The 16,713-nt window shown below is 72.1% G+C and carries 14 protein-coding genes; 5 read left to right on the top strand and 9 right to left on the bottom strand.

Going from position 1 to position 16,713, the window contains the following annotated elements; all coding sequences use genetic code 11:
* Nucleotides 1-3: 3 nt before the first annotated feature.
* The 5 genes from AB0G35_RS01200 to AB0G35_RS01180 all read right to left on the bottom strand — a co-directional run bounded on the left by AB0G35_RS01200 (nt 4) and on the right by AB0G35_RS01180 (nt 4,900).
* The gene (locus tag AB0G35_RS01200; protein WP_360941694.1) at nt 4-948 is read right to left on the bottom strand and encodes a thioredoxin domain-containing protein; all 945 of its coding nucleotides are present in this window, start codon (nt 946-948) and stop codon (nt 4-6) included.
* Nucleotides 949-990: 42 nt separating this feature from the next.
* Complete coding sequence (locus tag AB0G35_RS01195; RefSeq protein ID WP_360941691.1) at nt 991-1,707, bottom strand: hypothetical protein; 717 nt, start codon at nt 1,705-1,707, stop codon at nt 991-993.
* 102 nt (nt 1,708-1,809) lie between these two features.
* Nucleotides 1,810-2,676, bottom strand: coding sequence for a thioredoxin domain-containing protein (locus tag AB0G35_RS01190; protein ID WP_360941688.1), 867 nt, complete (start codon nt 2,674-2,676; stop codon nt 1,810-1,812).
* A 119-nt stretch (nt 2,677-2,795) separates the two neighbouring features.
* Nucleotides 2,796-3,455 (bottom strand): hypothetical protein, encoded by a 660-nt coding sequence (locus AB0G35_RS01185; protein ID WP_360941685.1) that lies wholly within the window; start codon nt 3,453-3,455, stop codon nt 2,796-2,798.
* An 89-nt stretch (nt 3,456-3,544) separates the two neighbouring features.
* Complete coding sequence (locus AB0G35_RS01180) at nt 3,545-4,900, bottom strand: DUF2252 domain-containing protein (RefSeq protein ID WP_360941682.1); 1,356 nt, start codon at nt 4,898-4,900, stop codon at nt 3,545-3,547.
* 219 nt (nt 4,901-5,119) lie between these two features.
* On the opposite strand from AB0G35_RS01180, the gene dnaE reads away from it, so the two are divergent.
* The gene (dnaE, locus tag AB0G35_RS01175; RefSeq protein WP_360941679.1) at nt 5,120-8,662 is read left to right on the top strand and encodes a DNA polymerase III subunit alpha; all 3,543 of its coding nucleotides are present in this window, start codon (nt 5,120-5,122) and stop codon (nt 8,660-8,662) included.
* Nucleotides 8,663-8,731: 69 nt separating this feature from the next.
* Here dnaE and AB0G35_RS01170 read toward each other — a convergent pair whose 3' ends face one another.
* A complete protein-coding gene (locus AB0G35_RS01170) occupies nt 8,732-8,899 on the bottom strand; it encodes a hypothetical protein (RefSeq protein ID WP_360941676.1) in 168 nt (55 codons plus the stop codon).
* A 275-nt stretch (nt 8,900-9,174) separates the two neighbouring features.
* On the opposite strand from AB0G35_RS01170, the gene AB0G35_RS01165 reads away from it, so the two are divergent.
* From AB0G35_RS01165 to AB0G35_RS01150, 4 genes are all read left to right on the top strand, one after another.
* Nucleotides 9,175-10,464: an NYN domain-containing protein gene (locus AB0G35_RS01165; protein ID WP_360941672.1), complete on the top strand. Its 1,290-nt coding sequence runs from the start codon at nt 9,175-9,177 to the stop codon at nt 10,462-10,464.
* Between the two features lie 74 nt (nt 10,465-10,538).
* Nucleotides 10,539-11,549 (top strand): ABC transporter ATP-binding protein, encoded by a 1,011-nt coding sequence (locus AB0G35_RS01160; protein WP_360941669.1) that lies wholly within the window; start codon nt 10,539-10,541, stop codon nt 11,547-11,549.
* Between the two features lie 100 nt (nt 11,550-11,649).
* Nucleotides 11,650-12,468, top strand: coding sequence for an ABC transporter permease (locus tag AB0G35_RS01155; RefSeq protein WP_360942070.1), 819 nt, complete (start codon nt 11,650-11,652; stop codon nt 12,466-12,468).
* Between the two features lie 68 nt (nt 12,469-12,536).
* Nucleotides 12,537-13,208 carry an ABC transporter permease gene (locus AB0G35_RS01150; protein ID WP_360941666.1) on the top strand — a complete coding sequence of 224 codons (672 nt, stop codon included), beginning with the start codon at nt 12,537-12,539 and terminating at the stop codon, nt 13,206-13,208.
* A 42-nt stretch (nt 13,209-13,250) separates the two neighbouring features.
* On the opposite strand, the gene ybaK is transcribed toward AB0G35_RS01150, so the two are convergent.
* From ybaK to AB0G35_RS01135, 3 genes are all read right to left on the bottom strand, one after another.
* Complete coding sequence (gene ybaK / locus AB0G35_RS01145; protein WP_360941663.1) at nt 13,251-13,745, bottom strand: Cys-tRNA(Pro) deacylase; 495 nt, start codon at nt 13,743-13,745, stop codon at nt 13,251-13,253.
* A gap of 65 nt (nt 13,746-13,810) precedes the next feature.
* Nucleotides 13,811-14,551, bottom strand: coding sequence for an LON peptidase substrate-binding domain-containing protein (locus tag AB0G35_RS01140; RefSeq protein ID WP_360941660.1), 741 nt, complete (start codon nt 14,549-14,551; stop codon nt 13,811-13,813).
* A 551-nt stretch (nt 14,552-15,102) separates the two neighbouring features.
* Nucleotides 15,103-16,701: an oxidoreductase gene (locus tag AB0G35_RS01135; protein WP_360941657.1), complete on the bottom strand. Its 1,599-nt coding sequence runs from the start codon at nt 16,699-16,701 to the stop codon at nt 15,103-15,105.
* Nucleotides 16,702-16,713: the final 12 nt, after the last annotated feature.

Below are 16,713 nucleotides of genomic sequence, written 5' to 3'. Positions count from 1 at the left end.
CGCTCAGTGAGCGCCCGTGGGGTCCTTTTCGCCCTCGCGGATGCCCTTTCCACCGCTCTTGCCGGAATCCGCACCGGAGTCCGAGTTCTTGCCGGCGTCCGCGCCCTTCGCCGGGCCGAACTCCTTGTCGATCATCTTCTCGAAGGCGGCCTTCGCCAGCCGGTTGTACTGCGCCTGCGTCATCCGCGGATCCTGCGGGATCTGCGGCATCACCAGCTTCTTGTCACCGTGCATGAACGTCGGCGTGCCCCTGACGCCCTTGCGGCCGAACAGCGCCGTCATGTCCATCGCCCAGCGGTCGTAGGTGCCCTTCCTGACCGCCGTCTCGAACGCCTTGTTGTTCTTCAGCTCCGGCACGTCGGCCGCGACCTTGAGCAGCTCGGAGTCCTTGGCGTAGAGGTCCTCGCGCTCGTCGGGGTGGTACTTGGTCGAGTACAGCGCGGACTTGTACTTCAAGAACGCCTCCGGGCTGATGTCGAGCGCCGCACCCAGCGCGCTCAGCGCGTTCTTCGAGCCCTCGCCGCCCGCGTTGTCGTCGATGAAGGTGTACATCGTGAAGCGGACCTGGTAGCGGCCGTCGTGGATGTCCTTGAGGAGCGCCGAGCCGCTGCTCTGCTCGAAGCCCGCGCACGCCGGACAGCGGACGTCCTCGAAGACCTCCAGGGTCTCCTTGGCCTTCGGGTCGCCTATCAGGATCTCGGTGTGGTCCTTGCCCTGGGTGTGCGCCGGGGCGACCTGCGGGGCCTCCTTGGCGGCCTCCCAGCCGGTCGGTTCGTTGGCCTTGACGACGGCGAAGCCGATCCCGCCGGCCAGGGCGAGCACGCCCACCACGGCGCCGGCCACGATGAGCTGCCGGCGCAGCCGCTCCTTCTTCTTCTGCCGCTCGCGCTCGGCACGGATCCGCTCGCGGGCCGCCTGCTTGTTGCCCTGGCTGTTGCGGTTGCTCATGTGGGGGTCCCCTCGGGGTGGTGTGGAGGTGCGTACGAAAGGTCAGACGGCGGCCGGGCGGGGCGGGCCGCGGCGCCGGACGCAGAGCACGAGGAGGGGGAGCGGACGGGCCGGCGGCAGCGGGCGCGGCGGACGGACCCGGCGGCGGGGCGGGAGCAGTGCCGCCGAGGCCACCGCGGCGGCGGTCCGCAGCGGGCGGAAGGTGGCGGCCGCGGCCGCGCGCAGCAGCGCGTCCAGGGCGGCGTCCCCGCGGTGCAGCCAGCCGGCGGCGAGCAGGCCCACCGCGAGGTGGGCGGCCAGCAGCAGCCAGGGCGCGGCGGCCGGTACGGCGGGCGGCAGCGGACCGCCGCCGGGGTGGGCCGCCAGTCGTGCCAGCGGGGTGCCCAACTCCCCGTTCCTGCACAGCAGATCGACGCCCACCGAGCGCAGCGGACCGGTGAGCGGCCCGCCGGCCGGGCCGTAACAGGTGTGCTGCCCGGCGGTGAAGACGGTGTCGGCGGCCAGTTCCAGCGGCACCAGCCGGCCGGCCACGGCCCGGTAGCCGCGCTCCCGGCCGGTCAGCGGATAGGCGGCGGCGAAGACCCCGGCGCAGATCGCGGCGACCACGGCGGCCGGCAACGGGGCGCGCGAGAGCAGCACATGGGAGGTCGCGGACAGGGTGGTGCACAGCGCGGTGAACAGCGCCGCCCGCACCACCCTGAGCTGAACCGCCGGTGCGCCCGCGGGCCGGGCGCCCGGGCGCACTTCCGTCGTCTGCACGGTCGGGAGTCTGCCATGTTCACGGCATCCGGCCGGGTCAAGATTTGGCATCGGCCGGCGCGCGGACCCGCACGCCGGCCGGGCACGGCACGGACCGTCAGGTCAGTGCTTGAGCTCCTTGTCCACCATCGAGTTGAAGGCCGCGACGGTGGACGGCGCCACCTTGCCCTGCGGGCTGTCCGTGCCGATGACGGTGTCGTTGACCTTCAGGGTCGGGGTGCTGCTGACGTCCTTGTGGGAGTTGAACTCGGCCGACATCTCCAGCGCCCACCGGTCGTACGTCCCCGCCTTGACGGCCTTCTGGAACGCCGCGTTGCCCTTCAGCGCCGGGATGGTGTCGGCCACCTTGATCAGGTAGCTGTCGTCGGCGAACTTGTCCGGCCCGGTCTCCTCCGGGTGGAACTCCTTCGAGTACAGCGCGTACTTGTACTTCAGGAAGGCGTCCGGGCCGACGTTGAGGGCGGCGCCCAGGGCGGACAGCGCGTTCTTGGAGCCGGTGCCCTTGAGGTTGCCGTCCAGGAACGTACCGAGGTGGTACTCCGCCTTGTACCGGCCGTCCTTGATGTCCTTCTCGACGGTCGCGCCGACGTTCTGCTCGAAGGCCGCGCAGCCCGGGCAGCGCGGGTCCTCGAAGAGGCCGAGGGTGTTCTTGGCGTCCGGCTTGCCGATGACGACGGTCGTGCCGTTGGCGCCGGTGGTGTGCGCGGGCTTCACGAGCTTGGCCTTGGCGGCCTTCGCCCACACCTTGCTGTCGCCCGCGCTGGCCGCGGCGTCGGCGCCGGAGGAGCTGCCGCCGCCCGAGGTGGCGACCGCGACCCCGATGCCGCCGGCTATCGCCAGCACACCGACGATCGCGCCGCCGACGGTCAGCTGCCGGCGGATCCGGTCCTTCTTCGCCTGCCGCTCGCGCTCGGCGCGCAGCCGCTCGCGGGCTGCCTGCTTGTTGGCCTGGCTGTTGCGGTTGCTCATGACGTTGTTCCTGCTCCGTGGGTCCGTGGACGGGTGTGCGTGCTGCGGGAGGCGTACGCGGCGCGGGTGAGCGTACGCGTACGGCGCGGCCGGGCCGCGCTCGCCGGGGGAACCGGCGCTCAGGCGGCGAGCACGCAGGGCGGCCCGCGGCGCACCACGCAGTGCACGAGCAGGGGGACGGCGCGGGCCCGCGGCCCGGTCCGTGCGGAGGCGGGGACGGGGCGGCGCGGGGCGGCCGTGGCGCCGACGACCGCGACCGCGAGCAGCAGCGGGCGGAACGCGACCGCGCAGACCGCGCCGAGCAGCTGGACCAGCGCGGCCTCACCGCGGCGCAGCCAGCCGGCCGCCAGCAGCCCGACGGCCAGGTGCGCCGCGAGCAGCAGCAGCCAGGCCGAGGCGGGCGCGGTGCTCTCCTCGGGCAGCCGCAGGAAGGGGGCGCCGACGCTGCCGCCGCCGCAGAGCAGATCCACCCCGAGCGAGCGCAGCGGGCCGGCCACCGGGCCGCCCGCCGCGCCGTAGCAGGTGTGCTGGCCGAGGCTGAAGACCAGGTCGGCGGCGAGCTCCAGGGGGAGCAGCAGCGCAGCGATCCGCCAGTAGCCGCGCTCCCGGCCGGCCAGCGCGTAGGCGAGCGCGAAGACGGCGGCGCCGATCGCGGCGACGGTGGTGAGCGGGAGCGGCATCCGGGACAGCAGCACGTGGGAGCCCGCGGACAGCGATACGCACAGCGCCGTGAAGAGCGCCGCGCGCAGGGCCCGCAGGTGTGCCGCCGAAATGTCCATCGCTGCCGAGTGTGCCATGCGCCGGGGTAAGCGGCGCCTAAGGGGCGGTCCCCGACCAGCGAGATCGAGGACCCGTCCCCCCGAGCCGGTCAGGCCCCCTTCAGGCCCGGGATCCGGCCGTTGCGGAAGAGGTCGACGAAGACCTGGTGGTCGGCGCGGGCCCGGGCGCCGTAGGAGTGCGCGAAGTCCACCAGCAGCGGGGCGAAACCGTCCTCGTCGGCCGCGATCGCCGCGTCGATGGCCCGCTCGGTCGAGAACGGGACCAGGGAGTGGCCGCTCTCGTCGTCCGCCGCCGCGTGCATCGTGGCCGTGGCCCGGCCCAGGTCGGCGACGACCGCGGCGATCTCCTCCGGGTCGTCGATGTCCGACCAGTCCAGGTCGACCGCGTACGGCGAGATCTCGGCGACCAGCTGGCCGGTGCGGCGCCCGTCCTCCTCGATCTCGGTCCAGCCCAGCCAGGGGTCGGCGTGGTCCTGCAGGGCGCGCTGGGAGATGACCGTGCGGTGGCCCTCGTGCGCGAAATAGCCGCGGACCGCGGGGTCGGTGATGTGCCGGGAGACGGCCGGGGTCTGCGCCTGCTTCATGTAGATCACGACGTCGTTCTCCAGGGCGTCGCTGTTGCCCTCCAGCAGGATGTTGTACGACGGCAGGCCGGCCGAGCCGATGCCGATGCCGCGCCGGCCCACCACGTCCTTGACCCGGTAGGAGTCCGGGCGGCCCAGGCTCGACTCCGGCAGCGTCTCCAGATAGCCGTCGAAGGCCGCGAGCACCTTGTAGCGGGTCGCCGCGTCCAGCTCGACGCTGCCGCCGCCCGCGGCGAAGCGCCGCTCGAAGTCGCGGATCTCGGTCATCGAGTCCAGCAGCGCGAAGCGGGTCAGCGAGCGGGCGTCGCGCAGCGCGTCCAGCAGCGGGCCCTCGGCGGTGTCCAGCGAGAAGGGCGGCACCGCGTCCCGCTTCGCACCGGACGCCAGTGCGTGGATCCGCTCCCGGTAGGCGCCGGCGTAGACCCGCACCAGGTGGGTGATCTGCGCGTCGCTGAGCGCCTTGGCGTAGCCGATCAGCGCCACCGAGGCGGCGAACCGCTTGAGGTCCCAGGTGAACGGGCCGACGTACGCCTCGTCGAAGTCGTTGACGTTGAAGATCAGCCGGCCCGTGGCGTCCATGTAGGTGCCGAAGTTCTCGGCGTGCAGATCGCCGTGGATCCAGACCCGGGAGGTGCGCTCGTCCAGGTACGGGCCGCGGTCCGCGCCGTCCGCCAGGTCCCGGTAGAACAGGCAGGCCGTGCCCCGGTAGAAGGCGAACGCGGAGGCGGCCATCTTCCGGAATTTCACCCGGAATGCCGCGGGGTCGGCGGCGAGCAGCTCTCCGAAGGCGGTGTCGAAAACGGCGAGGATCTCCTCGCCGCGCTGCGCGGCGTCCTGCGCCGGGGCGTGCTGGGACGGCATCGCTGGGTGCCTCCTGGGGTGTGAAAACAAGGGCGGAGAGCCGCAACTGACCGTGTGGGGGGCACCCCCGGGCGTGGCCGGGGGAGGGTCTGCCGGGACATCTGCCGGGACAACGGCCGAGGCTACCCACGAGTGCCCCGCGAGTGTCAGTGGGGAGTCGTAGACTTCGAGACCGTTCCGTCCACCAGTCGCCCACTTGTCTCCCGGAGGTCCTCCGCCGTGGCCAAGCCGCCGTTCACGCACCTGCACGTGCACACCCAGTACTCCCTGCTGGACGGTGCGGCGCGGTTGTCGGACATGTTCAAGGCGGCCAATGAGATGGGCATGACGCACATCGCCATGTCCGACCACGGCAACCTCCACGGCGCCTACGACTTCTTCCACTCGGCGCAGAAGGCCGGGGTCACCCCGATCATCGGCATCGAGGCGTACGTCGCCCCCGAGTCGCGGCGCAACAAGCGCAAGATCCAGTGGGGCCAGCCGCACCAGAAGCGCGACGACGTGTCCGGTTCCGGTGGTTACACCCACAAGACCATCTGGGCGGCGAACAAGACCGGCCTGCACAACCTCTTCCGGCTGTCCTCGGACGCGTACGCGGAGGGCTGGCTGCAGAAGTGGCCGCGGATGGACAAGGAGACCATCGCGCAGTGGTCCGAGGGCCTGATCGCGTCAACCGGCTGCCCGTCGGGCGAGCTGCAGACCCGGCTGCGGCTGGGGCAGTACGAGGAGGCCCGCAAGGCCGCCGCCGACTACCAGGACATCTTCGGCAAGGACCGGTACTTCCTGGAGCTGATGGACCACGGCATCGAGATCGAGCGCCGGGTCCGCGACGACCTGCTGAAGATCGGCAAGGAACTCGGCATCCCGCCCCTGGTGACCAACGACTCGCACTACACCTACGCCCACGAGTCCGCGGCCCACGACGCGCTGCTGTGCATCCAGACCGGCAAGAACCTCTCCGACCCGGACCGCTTCCGCTTCGACGGCACGGGCTACTACCTCAAGTCCACCGACGAGATGTACGCCATCGACTCCTCGGACGCCTGGCAGCAGGGGTGTGACAACACCCGGCTGGTCGCCGAGCAGATCGACACCACCGGGATGTTCGAGAAGCGCGACCTGATGCCGAAGTTCGACATCCCCGAGGGCTTCACCGAGGTCACCTGGTTCCAGGAAGAGGTCCGGCGCGGCATGGCCCGGCGCTTCCCCGGAGGCATCCCCGAGGACCGCCAGAAGCAGGCCGAGTACGAGATGGACGTCATCATCCAGATGGGGTTCCCGGGCTACTTCCTCGTGGTCGCCGACTTCATCATGTGGGCCAAGAACAACGGCATCGCGGTCGGCCCCGGCCGTGGTTCCGCGGCCGGTTCGATCGTGGCGTACGCCATGGGCATCACCGACCTCGACCCGATCGAGCACGGGCTGATCTTCGAGCGGTTCCTCAACCCCGAGCGCGTGTCCATGCCCGATGTCGACATCGACTTCGACGAGCGCCGGCGCGTCGAGGTGATCCGGTACGTCACGGAGAAGTACGGCGCCGACAAGGTCGCCATGATCGGCACCTACGGCAAGATCAAGGCCAAGAACGCGATCAAGGACTCCGCCCGGGTCCTCGGCTACCCGTACGCCATGGGCGACCGCCTGACCAAGGCCATGCCCGCCGACGTCCTCGGCAAGGGCATCGACCTCGACGGCATCACCAACCCCGAGCACCCGCGTTACTCGGAAGCCGCCGAGATCCGCGGGATGTACGAGAACGAACCGGACGTGAAGAAGGTCATCGACACCGCCAAGGGCGTCGAGGGCCTGGTCCGGCAGATGGGTGTGCACGCGGCCGGCGTGATCATGTCCAGCGAGCCGATCGTCGACCACGCCCCGATCTGGGTGCGGCACACCGACGGCGTGACGATCACGCAGTGGGACTACCCCCAGTGCGAGTCGCTCGGCCTGCTGAAGATGGACTTCCTCGGCCTGCGCAACCTCACCATCATGGACGACGCCGTCAAGATGGTGAAGAAGAACAAGGGCGTCGACCTGGAGCTGCTCTCCGTCCCGCTGGACGACCCCAAGACGTACGAGATGCTCTGCCGCGGTGACACCCTCGGCGTGTTCCAGTTCGACGGCGGCCCGATGCGTTCGCTGCTGCGGCTGATGAAGCCCGACAACTTCGAGGACATTTCCGCCGTCTCGGCCCTGTACCGCCCGGGCCCGATGGGCATGGACTCGCACACCAACTACGCGCTGCGCAAGAACGGCCTCCAGGAGATCACCCCGATCCACCCGGAGCTGGAGGAGCCGCTCAAGGAGGTCCTCGGCCTCACCTACGGCCTGATCGTCTACCAGGAGCAGGTGCAGAAGGCCGCCCAGATCATCGCCGGGTACTCCCTCGGCGAGGCCGACATCCTGCGCCGCGTCATGGGCAAGAAGAAGCCCGAGGAACTGGCGAAGAACTTCGTCCTCTTCCAGCAGGGCGCCCGCAAGAACGGCTTCTCCGACGAGGCGATCCAGGCCCTGTGGGACGTCCTGGTCCCGTTCGCCGGCTACGCCTTCAACAAGGCGCACTCCTCCGCGTACGGCCTGGTCACGTACTGGACCGCGTACCTCAAGGCCAACTACCCGGCCGAGTACATGTCCGCGCTGCTGACGTCCGTGCGCGACGACAAGGACAAGTCGGCGGTCTATCTGAACGAGTGCCGCCGCATGGGCATCAAGGTGCTGCCGCCCAACGTCAACGAGTCCGAGGCCAACTTCGCGGCCCAGGGCGACGACGTGATCCTCTTCGGCCTCACCGCGGTCCGCAACGTCGGCCAGAACGTCGTCGATTCGATCATCCGCTGCCGCAAGGCGAAGGGGAAGTACGCCTCGTTCCCGGACTACCTCGACAAGGTCGACGCGGTGGTCTGCAACAAGCGCACCACCGAATCGCTGATCAAGGCCGGTGCCTTCGACGAGCTGGGCCACACCCGCAAGGGCCTGACGGCGCACTACGAATCGATGATCGACAACGTCGTCCAGGTCAAGCGCAAGGAGGCCGAGGGCCAGTTCGATCTCTTCGGCGGCATGGGCGACGAGTCCGCCGACGACGGCCCCGGGTTCGGCCTGGACGTGGAGTTCTCCGAGGAGGAGTGGGACAAGACCTATCTGCTCGCCCAGGAGCGCGAGATGCTCGGTCTGTACGTCTCCGACCACCCGCTCTTCGGCCTGGAGCACGTGCTGTCCGACAAGGCCGACGCCGCCATCTCCCAGCTCACCGGCGGCGACTACTCCGACGGCTCGATCGTCACCATCGGCGGCATCATCTCCGGCCTCCAGCGCAAGATGACCAAGCAGGGCAACGCCTGGGCGATCGCCACCGTCGAGGATCTGGCCGGCTCCATCGACTGCATGTTCTTCCCCGCCACCTACCAGCTGGTGTCCACCCAACTCGTCGAGGACACCGTGGTCTTCGTCAAGGGCCGCCTCGACAAGCGTGAGGACATCCCGCGGCTGGTCGCCATGGAGATGATGGTCCCCGACCTCTCCGAGGCCGGCGCCAACGCCCCCGTGACGATCACCATCCCCACGGTCAAGGTCACCCCGCCGATGGTCGAGAAGCTCGGGGAGGTGCTCAGCAGCCACCGCGGATCCACGGAGGTGCGGATCAAGCTGCAGGGCGCCCGCAAGACCACGGTGCTCCGGCTGGACCGGCACCGGGTCACCCCCGACCCGTCGCTCTTCGGCGACCTCAAGGTGCTGCTCGGCCCGTCCTGCCTGGCCGGCTGACCAGACGCCGGTGCACCCGAGGGGCGCGTCCCGCCGTGGACGCGCCCCTCAATTCGTCTGACCCACGCGTCAGTTGTGACCGAACCGGCGCTCGCGGTTCTTGCGGGCGAGATCCCCCGGGGTGGCGGTGACCGACTTCGCCTGGGCCTCCATGGACGACCTGTGGGCCGCCTGCTGGCCGCGCTCCGCCTGACTGGCGGTCTTCTGACTGCGGTTCTGTTTCTTGTCCTTGGCCATGACCGTTGCCTCCTGAGGGGGAATCTGGGATCCGGGCCGGGACCAGACTTACACGCCGGACAGAAGCCTGCATTTCGGGCAATTACCCTCTGTGAGGTGACTGATCACGCGCTGTACCCGAGATCCCCGCCGAATCCGCCACGCCGATGATCCAGTTCCGGCAGATAACGCCCGTACGGTCGGGCAGACTCGAAGGAAAGCCGAAGGAAAACTCGTGCCACGGGCCGAGCCGGGGGGCGACCGGACTTTCAGCACCTCAGGGAAGAGGGTGGAACGTGGATCGCTGCGTCGTCCTGGTGGACGCCGGATACTTGCTCGGCGCCGCCGCGAGCCTGCTCGCCGGAGAGCCCGCCCGTTCCCGGATCACCGTCGATCACGCCGCCCTCATCCAGGGCCTGCGCCAGCGCGCCGAAGCGGACACCGAACGCCCGCTGCTGCGCATCTACTGGTTCGACGGCGCCCCCGACCGCGTCCCGCAGCCCGAGCACCGCCGGCTGCGCGTGATGCCCCGCGTCACCGTCCGGCTGGGCGCCCTCACCCGCAGCGACGGCCGCTGGGCGCAGAAGGGCGTGGACGCCGCCATGCACGCCGAGCTGACCGAACTCGCCCGTAACCGCGCCTGCTCCGACATCGTCCTGGTCACCGGCGACGGCGATCTGCTGCCGGGCCTGATGTCCGCGAAGGAACACGGCGTCGCCGTCCACCTCTGGGCCGTCCAGGCCGCCGACGGCGACTACAACCAGTCCGAGGACCTGGTCGCCGAGGCCGACGAGCGCCGCGTCCTGGACCGCACCTGGATCACCCGCGCGGTGCGCGCCAAGGAACTCGGCGGCCCCTGCGCACCCCCGCCCGTCCCGCGCCCCGAGATCGCCGCGATCCTCTCCGCGCCGCTGCCCGAGTCCGCGGTCGCCGCCGCCGCGGCGGCCGCCGCGCCGTCCGGCTCCGACCAGGCCGACCGCACCCACCAGCGCACCACCGCCAACGGCGTGACCCGCCCGGCCGCCGGCAGCAACGGCGACCAGCCCTCCGGCGGCGAGCCGGCGGCCGGCGGCGGCAGGGGCGTGCCCACGCCCAAGGACCTGGCCGGTCTCGGCCGCGACCGGGCGGCCGGCCAGAGCGCCGCACAGCCCGCCGCAGCGGGCGGCGCCACCCTGCGCTGGTCCTCCGACAAGGGCTGGGTCGAGCGCGGCGGCCCGGTCGGCGAACCGGACGCGACCGCCTCACTGCCCACCCTCGCCCAGCTCACCAGCGCCGAACAGCGCTGGGCCGACCGCGAGGAGGACATCACCGCGGTCAGCGGCGACCCCTTCGAGGTCGGCCAGGTCTTCGCCCGCCGCTGGACCGAGCGGCTCTCCGACCCGTCCCACCTCCAGCAGCTGTCGACCGAGTACCCGCGCATCCCGCACCGGATCGACGGGGAACTGCTGCGCTACGCCGCCCGGTTCGGGCTGCTCGCCCACAAGGACGACCAGATCGACGAGCACGACCGCTACGCGATCCGGGCCGGCTTCTGGCGCGAGGTCGACCTGCGCACCGCCGCGGAACACACCCCCGCCGGGGGCTGACCACCGCCCCCGGCGCCCCCGCCACGGTGCCCCGCGGGCCGGCGGCGGGCTCGGGACGCGTACCCTCATAGCTCGTGAGGACGGGCGCAGAAGGGCCGGAGCACGGCGGGCCGGTGATCGCCGTGCGGGAGCTGGTCAAGACCTACCCCGCACCGCGCGGGCGCCGCGGAGCGGCAGCAGCCCCCGCCGTACGGGCCAACGACGGCATCAGCCTGGACGTACGCGGCGGGGAGATCTTCGGGCTGCTCGGACCCAACGGCGCCGGCAAGTCCACCCTGGTCCGCCAGCTGACCGGCCTGCTCCGCCCGGACGCCGGCAGCATCCACGTCCTCGGCCACGACCTGGTCCGCCACCCCGAACGCGCCGCCCGGCTGCTCGGCTACCTGGGCCAGGAGTCCACCGCCCTGGACGAGCTGACCGTCGCGCTGGCCGTGGAGACCACCGGCCGGCTGCGCGGCCTCGGCGCCCGGGAGGCGCGCGCCGAGCGGGACGCGGTCCTCGCCGAGCTCGGCCTCACCGACCTCGCCGCCCGCCCCCTGAAGAAGCTCTCCGGCGGCCAGCGCCGGCTGGCCTGCTTCGCCACCGCACTGACCGGAGAGCGGCCGCTGCTGGTCCTGGACGAGCCGACCACCGGCATGGACCCGGTCGCCCGGCGCGCCGTATGGGCCGCGGTGGACCGCCGCCGGGCCGAGCGCGGCGCCACGGTCGTGCTGGTCACCCACAACGTGCTGGAGGCCGAGAGCGTGCTGGACCGGGTCGCGGTGATCGACCGCGGCCGGGTCATCGCCTGCGACACGCCCGGCGGACTGAAGGAGATGGTCAGCGACGAGGTCCGGCTGGAGCTGGTCTGGCGCGACCGCCCGCCGCTGGACGTGCCCGAGGTCGCCGCCCTCGAAGCCGCCGCGCGCACCTCCGGCCGCCGCTGGACCCTCCGCCTCCCCGCCGACCAGGCCCGCACCGCGGTCACCGCGGTCACCGCCGGACCCGCCTTCGCCGCCCTCGACGACTTCACGCTCGCCACGCCGAGCCTGGAGGACGTCTACCTGGCGCTCGGCGGCCGTGCCGAAGGACTGGTGAAGGCATGAACGCCGACAGGTCCGGCGGACGTACCGCACACCGGGGCGGAGCCGGGGGACCGGAGACACAAGGGGGGCACCACGAGGAAGGCTGGATGACACGGTGAGTGTGGTTCCCGCGCAGGCGGTGGCCGGGACGACGTCCCCGGACGCCGCCGACCCGTCCGCCGAGGCCGCCCCGCTGGCGCCGCGCGCCCGCTTCGGGCCCGCGCTCGGCGCCGTCTACCGCGCCCAGCTCTCCCGCGCCCGGGTCGCCCGGATACCGCTGCTGTTCGTCGCCACCTTCCAGTCCATCGGGATCATGGTCCTGCTGCGCGGGGTCGTCGACGGCGGCGACCCGGCCCGCGACGTGGTCGCCGGCTCCAGCGTGCTGGTCGTCGCCTTCGTGGCGCTGAACCTCCTCGCCCAGTACTTCGGCCAGCTGCGGGCCGGCGGCGGACTCGACCACTACGCGACGCTGCCGGTGCCGCCGGCCGCCGTGGTGCTCGGCGCGGCCGGCGCCTACGCGTCCTTCACCGTGCCCGGCACCCTCGTCACCGCCGTCACCGGCTGTCTGCTCTTCCAGCTGCCGATGGCCCACCTGTGGGTGCTGGCGGCCGTGCTGCCGCTCGCCGGTGCCGCGCTGGCCGGGCTCGGCGCGGCCCTCGGACTGCTCGCCCCGCGCCCCGAACTCGCCACCCTCTGCGGCCAGTTGGGCATGTCGGCGGCGCTGCTGCTGGGCGTGCTGCCGGCCGCCCGGATGCCCGAGCTGATCGCCTGGGCACGCGATCTGCTGCCCTCCACCTACGGCGTGGAGGCGCTGGCCCGCAGCTTCGGACGGCACCCCGACTGGTCCGCGGTCGGCGCCGACCTCGGCGTCTGCGCAGCCGTCGGCGTGCTCTCGCTGGCCGTCGCCACCTGGGCCTACCGCCGGGCGGCGACCCGATGACCGGCGCCCCGGCGCCGAACGGGCGTCCTGCTTCCGGTCCCACCAGCCCCACCTGGCACGATGACGGGGTGACCGCACCGCTGACGCCCTCCGACAACCAGCCGCCCGAAGAGCCGCAGCACCCCTACGCCGCGCCCGCCGCCGGCCCGGGTGCCACCGCCGGCACCGACGACCCCCCGCTCGGCCGCGAGCTGCGCGAGGCCGCGCTGATCGCGCTCGTGGTCGCGGTCAGCGGCGTACTGCTCGGCGTCCTGTGGAACTGGCTCGCCCCGCACATCCCGCTGATCGCGGACAGCCGCAACGTCTACCTCAAGGACACCGAGGGCGAGGAGGCGATCGGCACGGACGGCACCTTCCTGCTGCTGTCGCTCGGCTTCGGCGTGGTCAGCGCCGCCGTGACGTTCCTCTTCCGCCGCCGCGGCGGTATCTCCCTGGTCGTGGCGCTGACCGTGGGCGGACTGCTCGGTGCCGTCGTCGGCTGCATCACCGGCATGTGGCTGGGCCCCACCCCCGACGTCGTCGCGCACGCCAAGCAGGTCGGCCCCGGCGTCACCTTCTACGGCCCGCTCCGCCTCCAGGCCAAGGGCGCGCTGCTGGCCTGGCCGTTCGCCGCGATGCTGACCCAGCTCGCGCTGAGCGGATTCGTCGGCCCCCGCGACCCGGAACTGCCGGCCCCGGACTGGTCCGCGGCCCCCGCGCCCGGGGACCACCACGGCCACCACCCGCCCGCCGACGACTGACGACGGAGGGCGGCACCACGGCCGCCCCCTCGTACGCCTCCCTCAACTCCGGGCGATCGGCGCCAGCCGCGCGCCCGTGAGCGCCACCAGATCCTGCGGCGACAGCTCGACCTCCAGCCCGCGCCGCCCCGCCGACACGCACACCGTCGCCCGGCCCTCGGCCGAGGCGTCCACGACCGTGGGCAGTCGCTTGCGCTGCCCCAGCGGCGAGATCCCGCCCACGACGTACCCGGTGGTGCGCTCGGCCACCGCCGGATCGGCCATCGCGGCCCGCTTGCCGCCCACCGCGGCCGCCAGCGCCTTGAGGTCCAGCGAGCCCGACACCGGCACCACGGCGACCGTGAGCGTCCCGTCGACGTCCGCCAGCAGCGTCTTGAAGACCTGCTCGGGCGCGACGCCGAGCGCCTCGGCGGCCTCCTCGCCGTACGAGGCGGTGGCCGGGTCGTGGTCGTAGGAATGGGTGGTGAAGGCGACACCGGCCGCGGTGAGCGCGACCGTCGCCGGGGTGCCGACGGATTTCCTGGACTTCTTCGCCAACGTCTTCGTGCCTCTTGGTTTCTCGCGGCGGGCCCGCGCGCTGGCGCATCCGCCGCGGCGGGCCGTCAGTTGGGGCTGGTCGGCTGCCGGGTCAGCTCCACCGCCGGCAGCGACGGGAGCTTACCGAGCAGCGCCGACTCCTGACGAAGGAGTTTCAGCTCCTGCCCGAGCCGGGTCGCGGTGTCCGGCGCCTCCAGCAGCCGCTGCTTGGCGGGCACGTCCAGCACGGCCGCCGCCGCCACGAGGTACGACAGCACCGACGGATCGGCCGGCAGGTCCTGCCCGCTCGACAGGGTCCGCTCGTTCGCCCAGGCCAGCCGCTTCTGATAGGTGCGGAAGGCCCGCACCACACCCGAGGCGAGCGCGCCCGCGCCGTCGCCCGGGCTCTCCTCCAGCTCCTCCACCTCGCCGGTCAGATACGGCCCGGAGGTGTCCACGGACAGCAGCCGGAACCGGGTGGTGCCGGTGGCCAGGACCTCGTAGCCGGTGTCGGTGGCGGACGACTTCTCGCGGATGGTCGCGGCGTCCGCGACACACCCCACCGAGTGGAACGCCCGGATCGGCTCGTCCCCGAAGCCCGCAGCGGGCCCCTTCTCGTCCGGCAGCGTGGCGTCCGGCATGCCCTGCGCGGTGGGCGCGACCTCGCGTCCGTCCCGGATCGCGATCACCGCGAACCGGCGCTCGTCCTCGGGCAGCGCGACCAGGTCGCTCATCATCGCCCGGTACCGCGCCTCGAACACGTTCAGGGGCAGCACGAGCCCCGGGAACAGGACCGAGTTGAGCGGGAAGAGGGGTAGCGACGTCACGGCGTTAGCCTAGCCGCCCACGTTTTCGACCCTCCCGCCGTGTGCCTGCGGCGGCGCCCCCGCACGTACCTGGCTTTCCCGCCGCGGGGCTCGCTCGCCGTGGCGCCTGGCGGCGGGCGTTGTGGGTCGGGTGCGGTGACAGCCCTACAGACTTCGTCCTCCGGTCTGTCCCCTCCCGTGAGTGGGGGCGAGGGGCGGTGGGGCGGGCCTTGTCGTTCAGCTGTACGTCTCCTCGTGGCGTACGTCGCTTTGTGCCGTAGGTCGCCTTGTGCCGTACGTCGCCTTGTGCCGTACGTCGCGTCGGGAATACCTCCTCGTCCCGCCGGGTTGTGGCCCGCAAGGGGCGCGCGTACCCCTTACGGGATCTGTTCGACCCACCCCTACGGGACCTCCCCGCCCTCCACCCCCACCCAACCTTCCCCTTCTCCACTACGGGAGGGGCTGGACCGGAGGACGAAGTCTGGAGGGCCGGCACCGCCCCCGACACCCACCAGCCCGCCGCAGGCGCCACGGCGAGACGCCCCGCGGCGCCCGCAGACAGGTACGTGGGGCTACTGCCTGCGGAGCAGGCGTGAGGCCCCCGCGGCCACCGTCGTGGCCAGGACCCAGCCCGCCAGGATGAGGATCGCCGCGACCCATTGGGCGATTCCTCCTGGTTTCCAGGAGGCGCCCTGGTTGAGGTCTATGACGGGGAGGAGGAGGTCGAGGGAGTAGAGGTAGGGGTTCCAGGGGGGTGCCTCGCCGGCCTTGAGGGGAGGGGGCGGGGTCATCGAGAAGTAGGCGGTGCCGATGGCCCAGAGGACGGCCATCCAGACCGCGGCGCGGCCGGGGCGGTAGCCGTAGGCGACCGTCCAGTCCTGGAGGAAGCCCCACGCCTTCGCGGCCAGCGGCAGCGTCTCGCGGCGGCGGCGCTGCTTGGCCAGCAGGACCTCGCGGGCGTCCGCGTCCTCGCCGCTGGCGCGCAGCGAGGCGGCCAGCATCTCGTAGGGCTCGGGCGCGTACTCGGGGGTCGCCGCGGCGACCCACTGGAGGCGCAGCGCCAGCGGGAAGTGGCCGCGCGGGATCAGCGTCTCGTACGCGAAGCCGGCCATCCACAGGCCGCCCAGGCCCGGCCAGCTCGCCGACTTGTCGACGAGGTTGACGACCCGGGCACCGGAGAGGATCACCCGGCCGCGCTGCGGACGCTCGCCGAGGAAGCGCAGCTCCGGGGTCTGGATCCGGCGCAGCGACAGTTCCTGGTCGGACTCCATGACGAAGCGGGCGTGCTCGAAGTCGACCGCGTCCCCGAACCGGCCGTCGTCGAGCCGCATCCCGCCCTCGCACTCGAAGCGCTGCATACGGGTGCCGCGCGGTGGGGTGGTGGTGATGCCGTACGGGGGAGTGGCGCCGCTGGAGAACGGGGAGTTCGCCAGGCCCGCGGCGGTCAGGTAGAGGGTGCGTTCGACGGTGAGCTGCGGGGCGTTCAGCGCCCGGCGGCCGAACGGGTTGCTCAGGTGGCTGCCGCGCAGGCTCATCGACACCCCGACCGTGGCGCCGCGCAGCGACAGCTCGCCGTAGGACTCCAGCATCTCGGCCTGCAGGTCCTGGGCGACGGTCAGACCGTCCGCCATGATGGACCGGCCCTGACGGTCCTTGTGGACGACGGTCTGGTTGAGCATGAGGTCGGTGCCTATGTGGGCGTCGGAGAGCCGGATGCCGGACTGCACGACGCAGCGCGGCAGATGCAGATCGCCCTCGGTGTGCAGCCGGGCGGCCTCCAGCCGGGGTATCGCGCAGTTCACCATCCGCAGCGTGCCGAACCGGCTCTCCGGCAGCACCACCTCCGCCTCGAAGCGGCAGTCCCGCAGTTCCACGAATGGCTTGATCGTGCCGCCCGCCACGTCGAGAGTGTCCGTGATGTACGCGCCGACGAGCTTCAGCGCCGATACCCTGCCCGGCTGCGCCGGCGGTCCGTCGAGCATCAGCAGCGCCACCACGCGGGCCCGCACCCGGCGCTCCGGTCCCCACAGGTGCTGCCCGTGCGGATCGTCGCGGACCGGGTCCCCGATGTGCAGATCGCACGTGCTGCCGTTGCGGAAGGCCTGCCACATGCTCCATTCCGCCGAGGTCAGCCGCAGGTCGGCGGGCGCGTCGCCGTCCCTGGTCTCCATCACTGTGTTCCC

The sequence above is a fragment of the Streptomyces sp. NPDC021749 genome, from assembly GCF_040640655.1.
In the GTDB taxonomy this organism is placed as follows: Bacteria; Actinomycetota; Actinomycetes; order Streptomycetales; family Streptomycetaceae; genus Streptomyces.
Note: the sequence above shows the minus strand (reverse complement) of the source record. Positions and strands in the feature narration are given on the sequence as shown.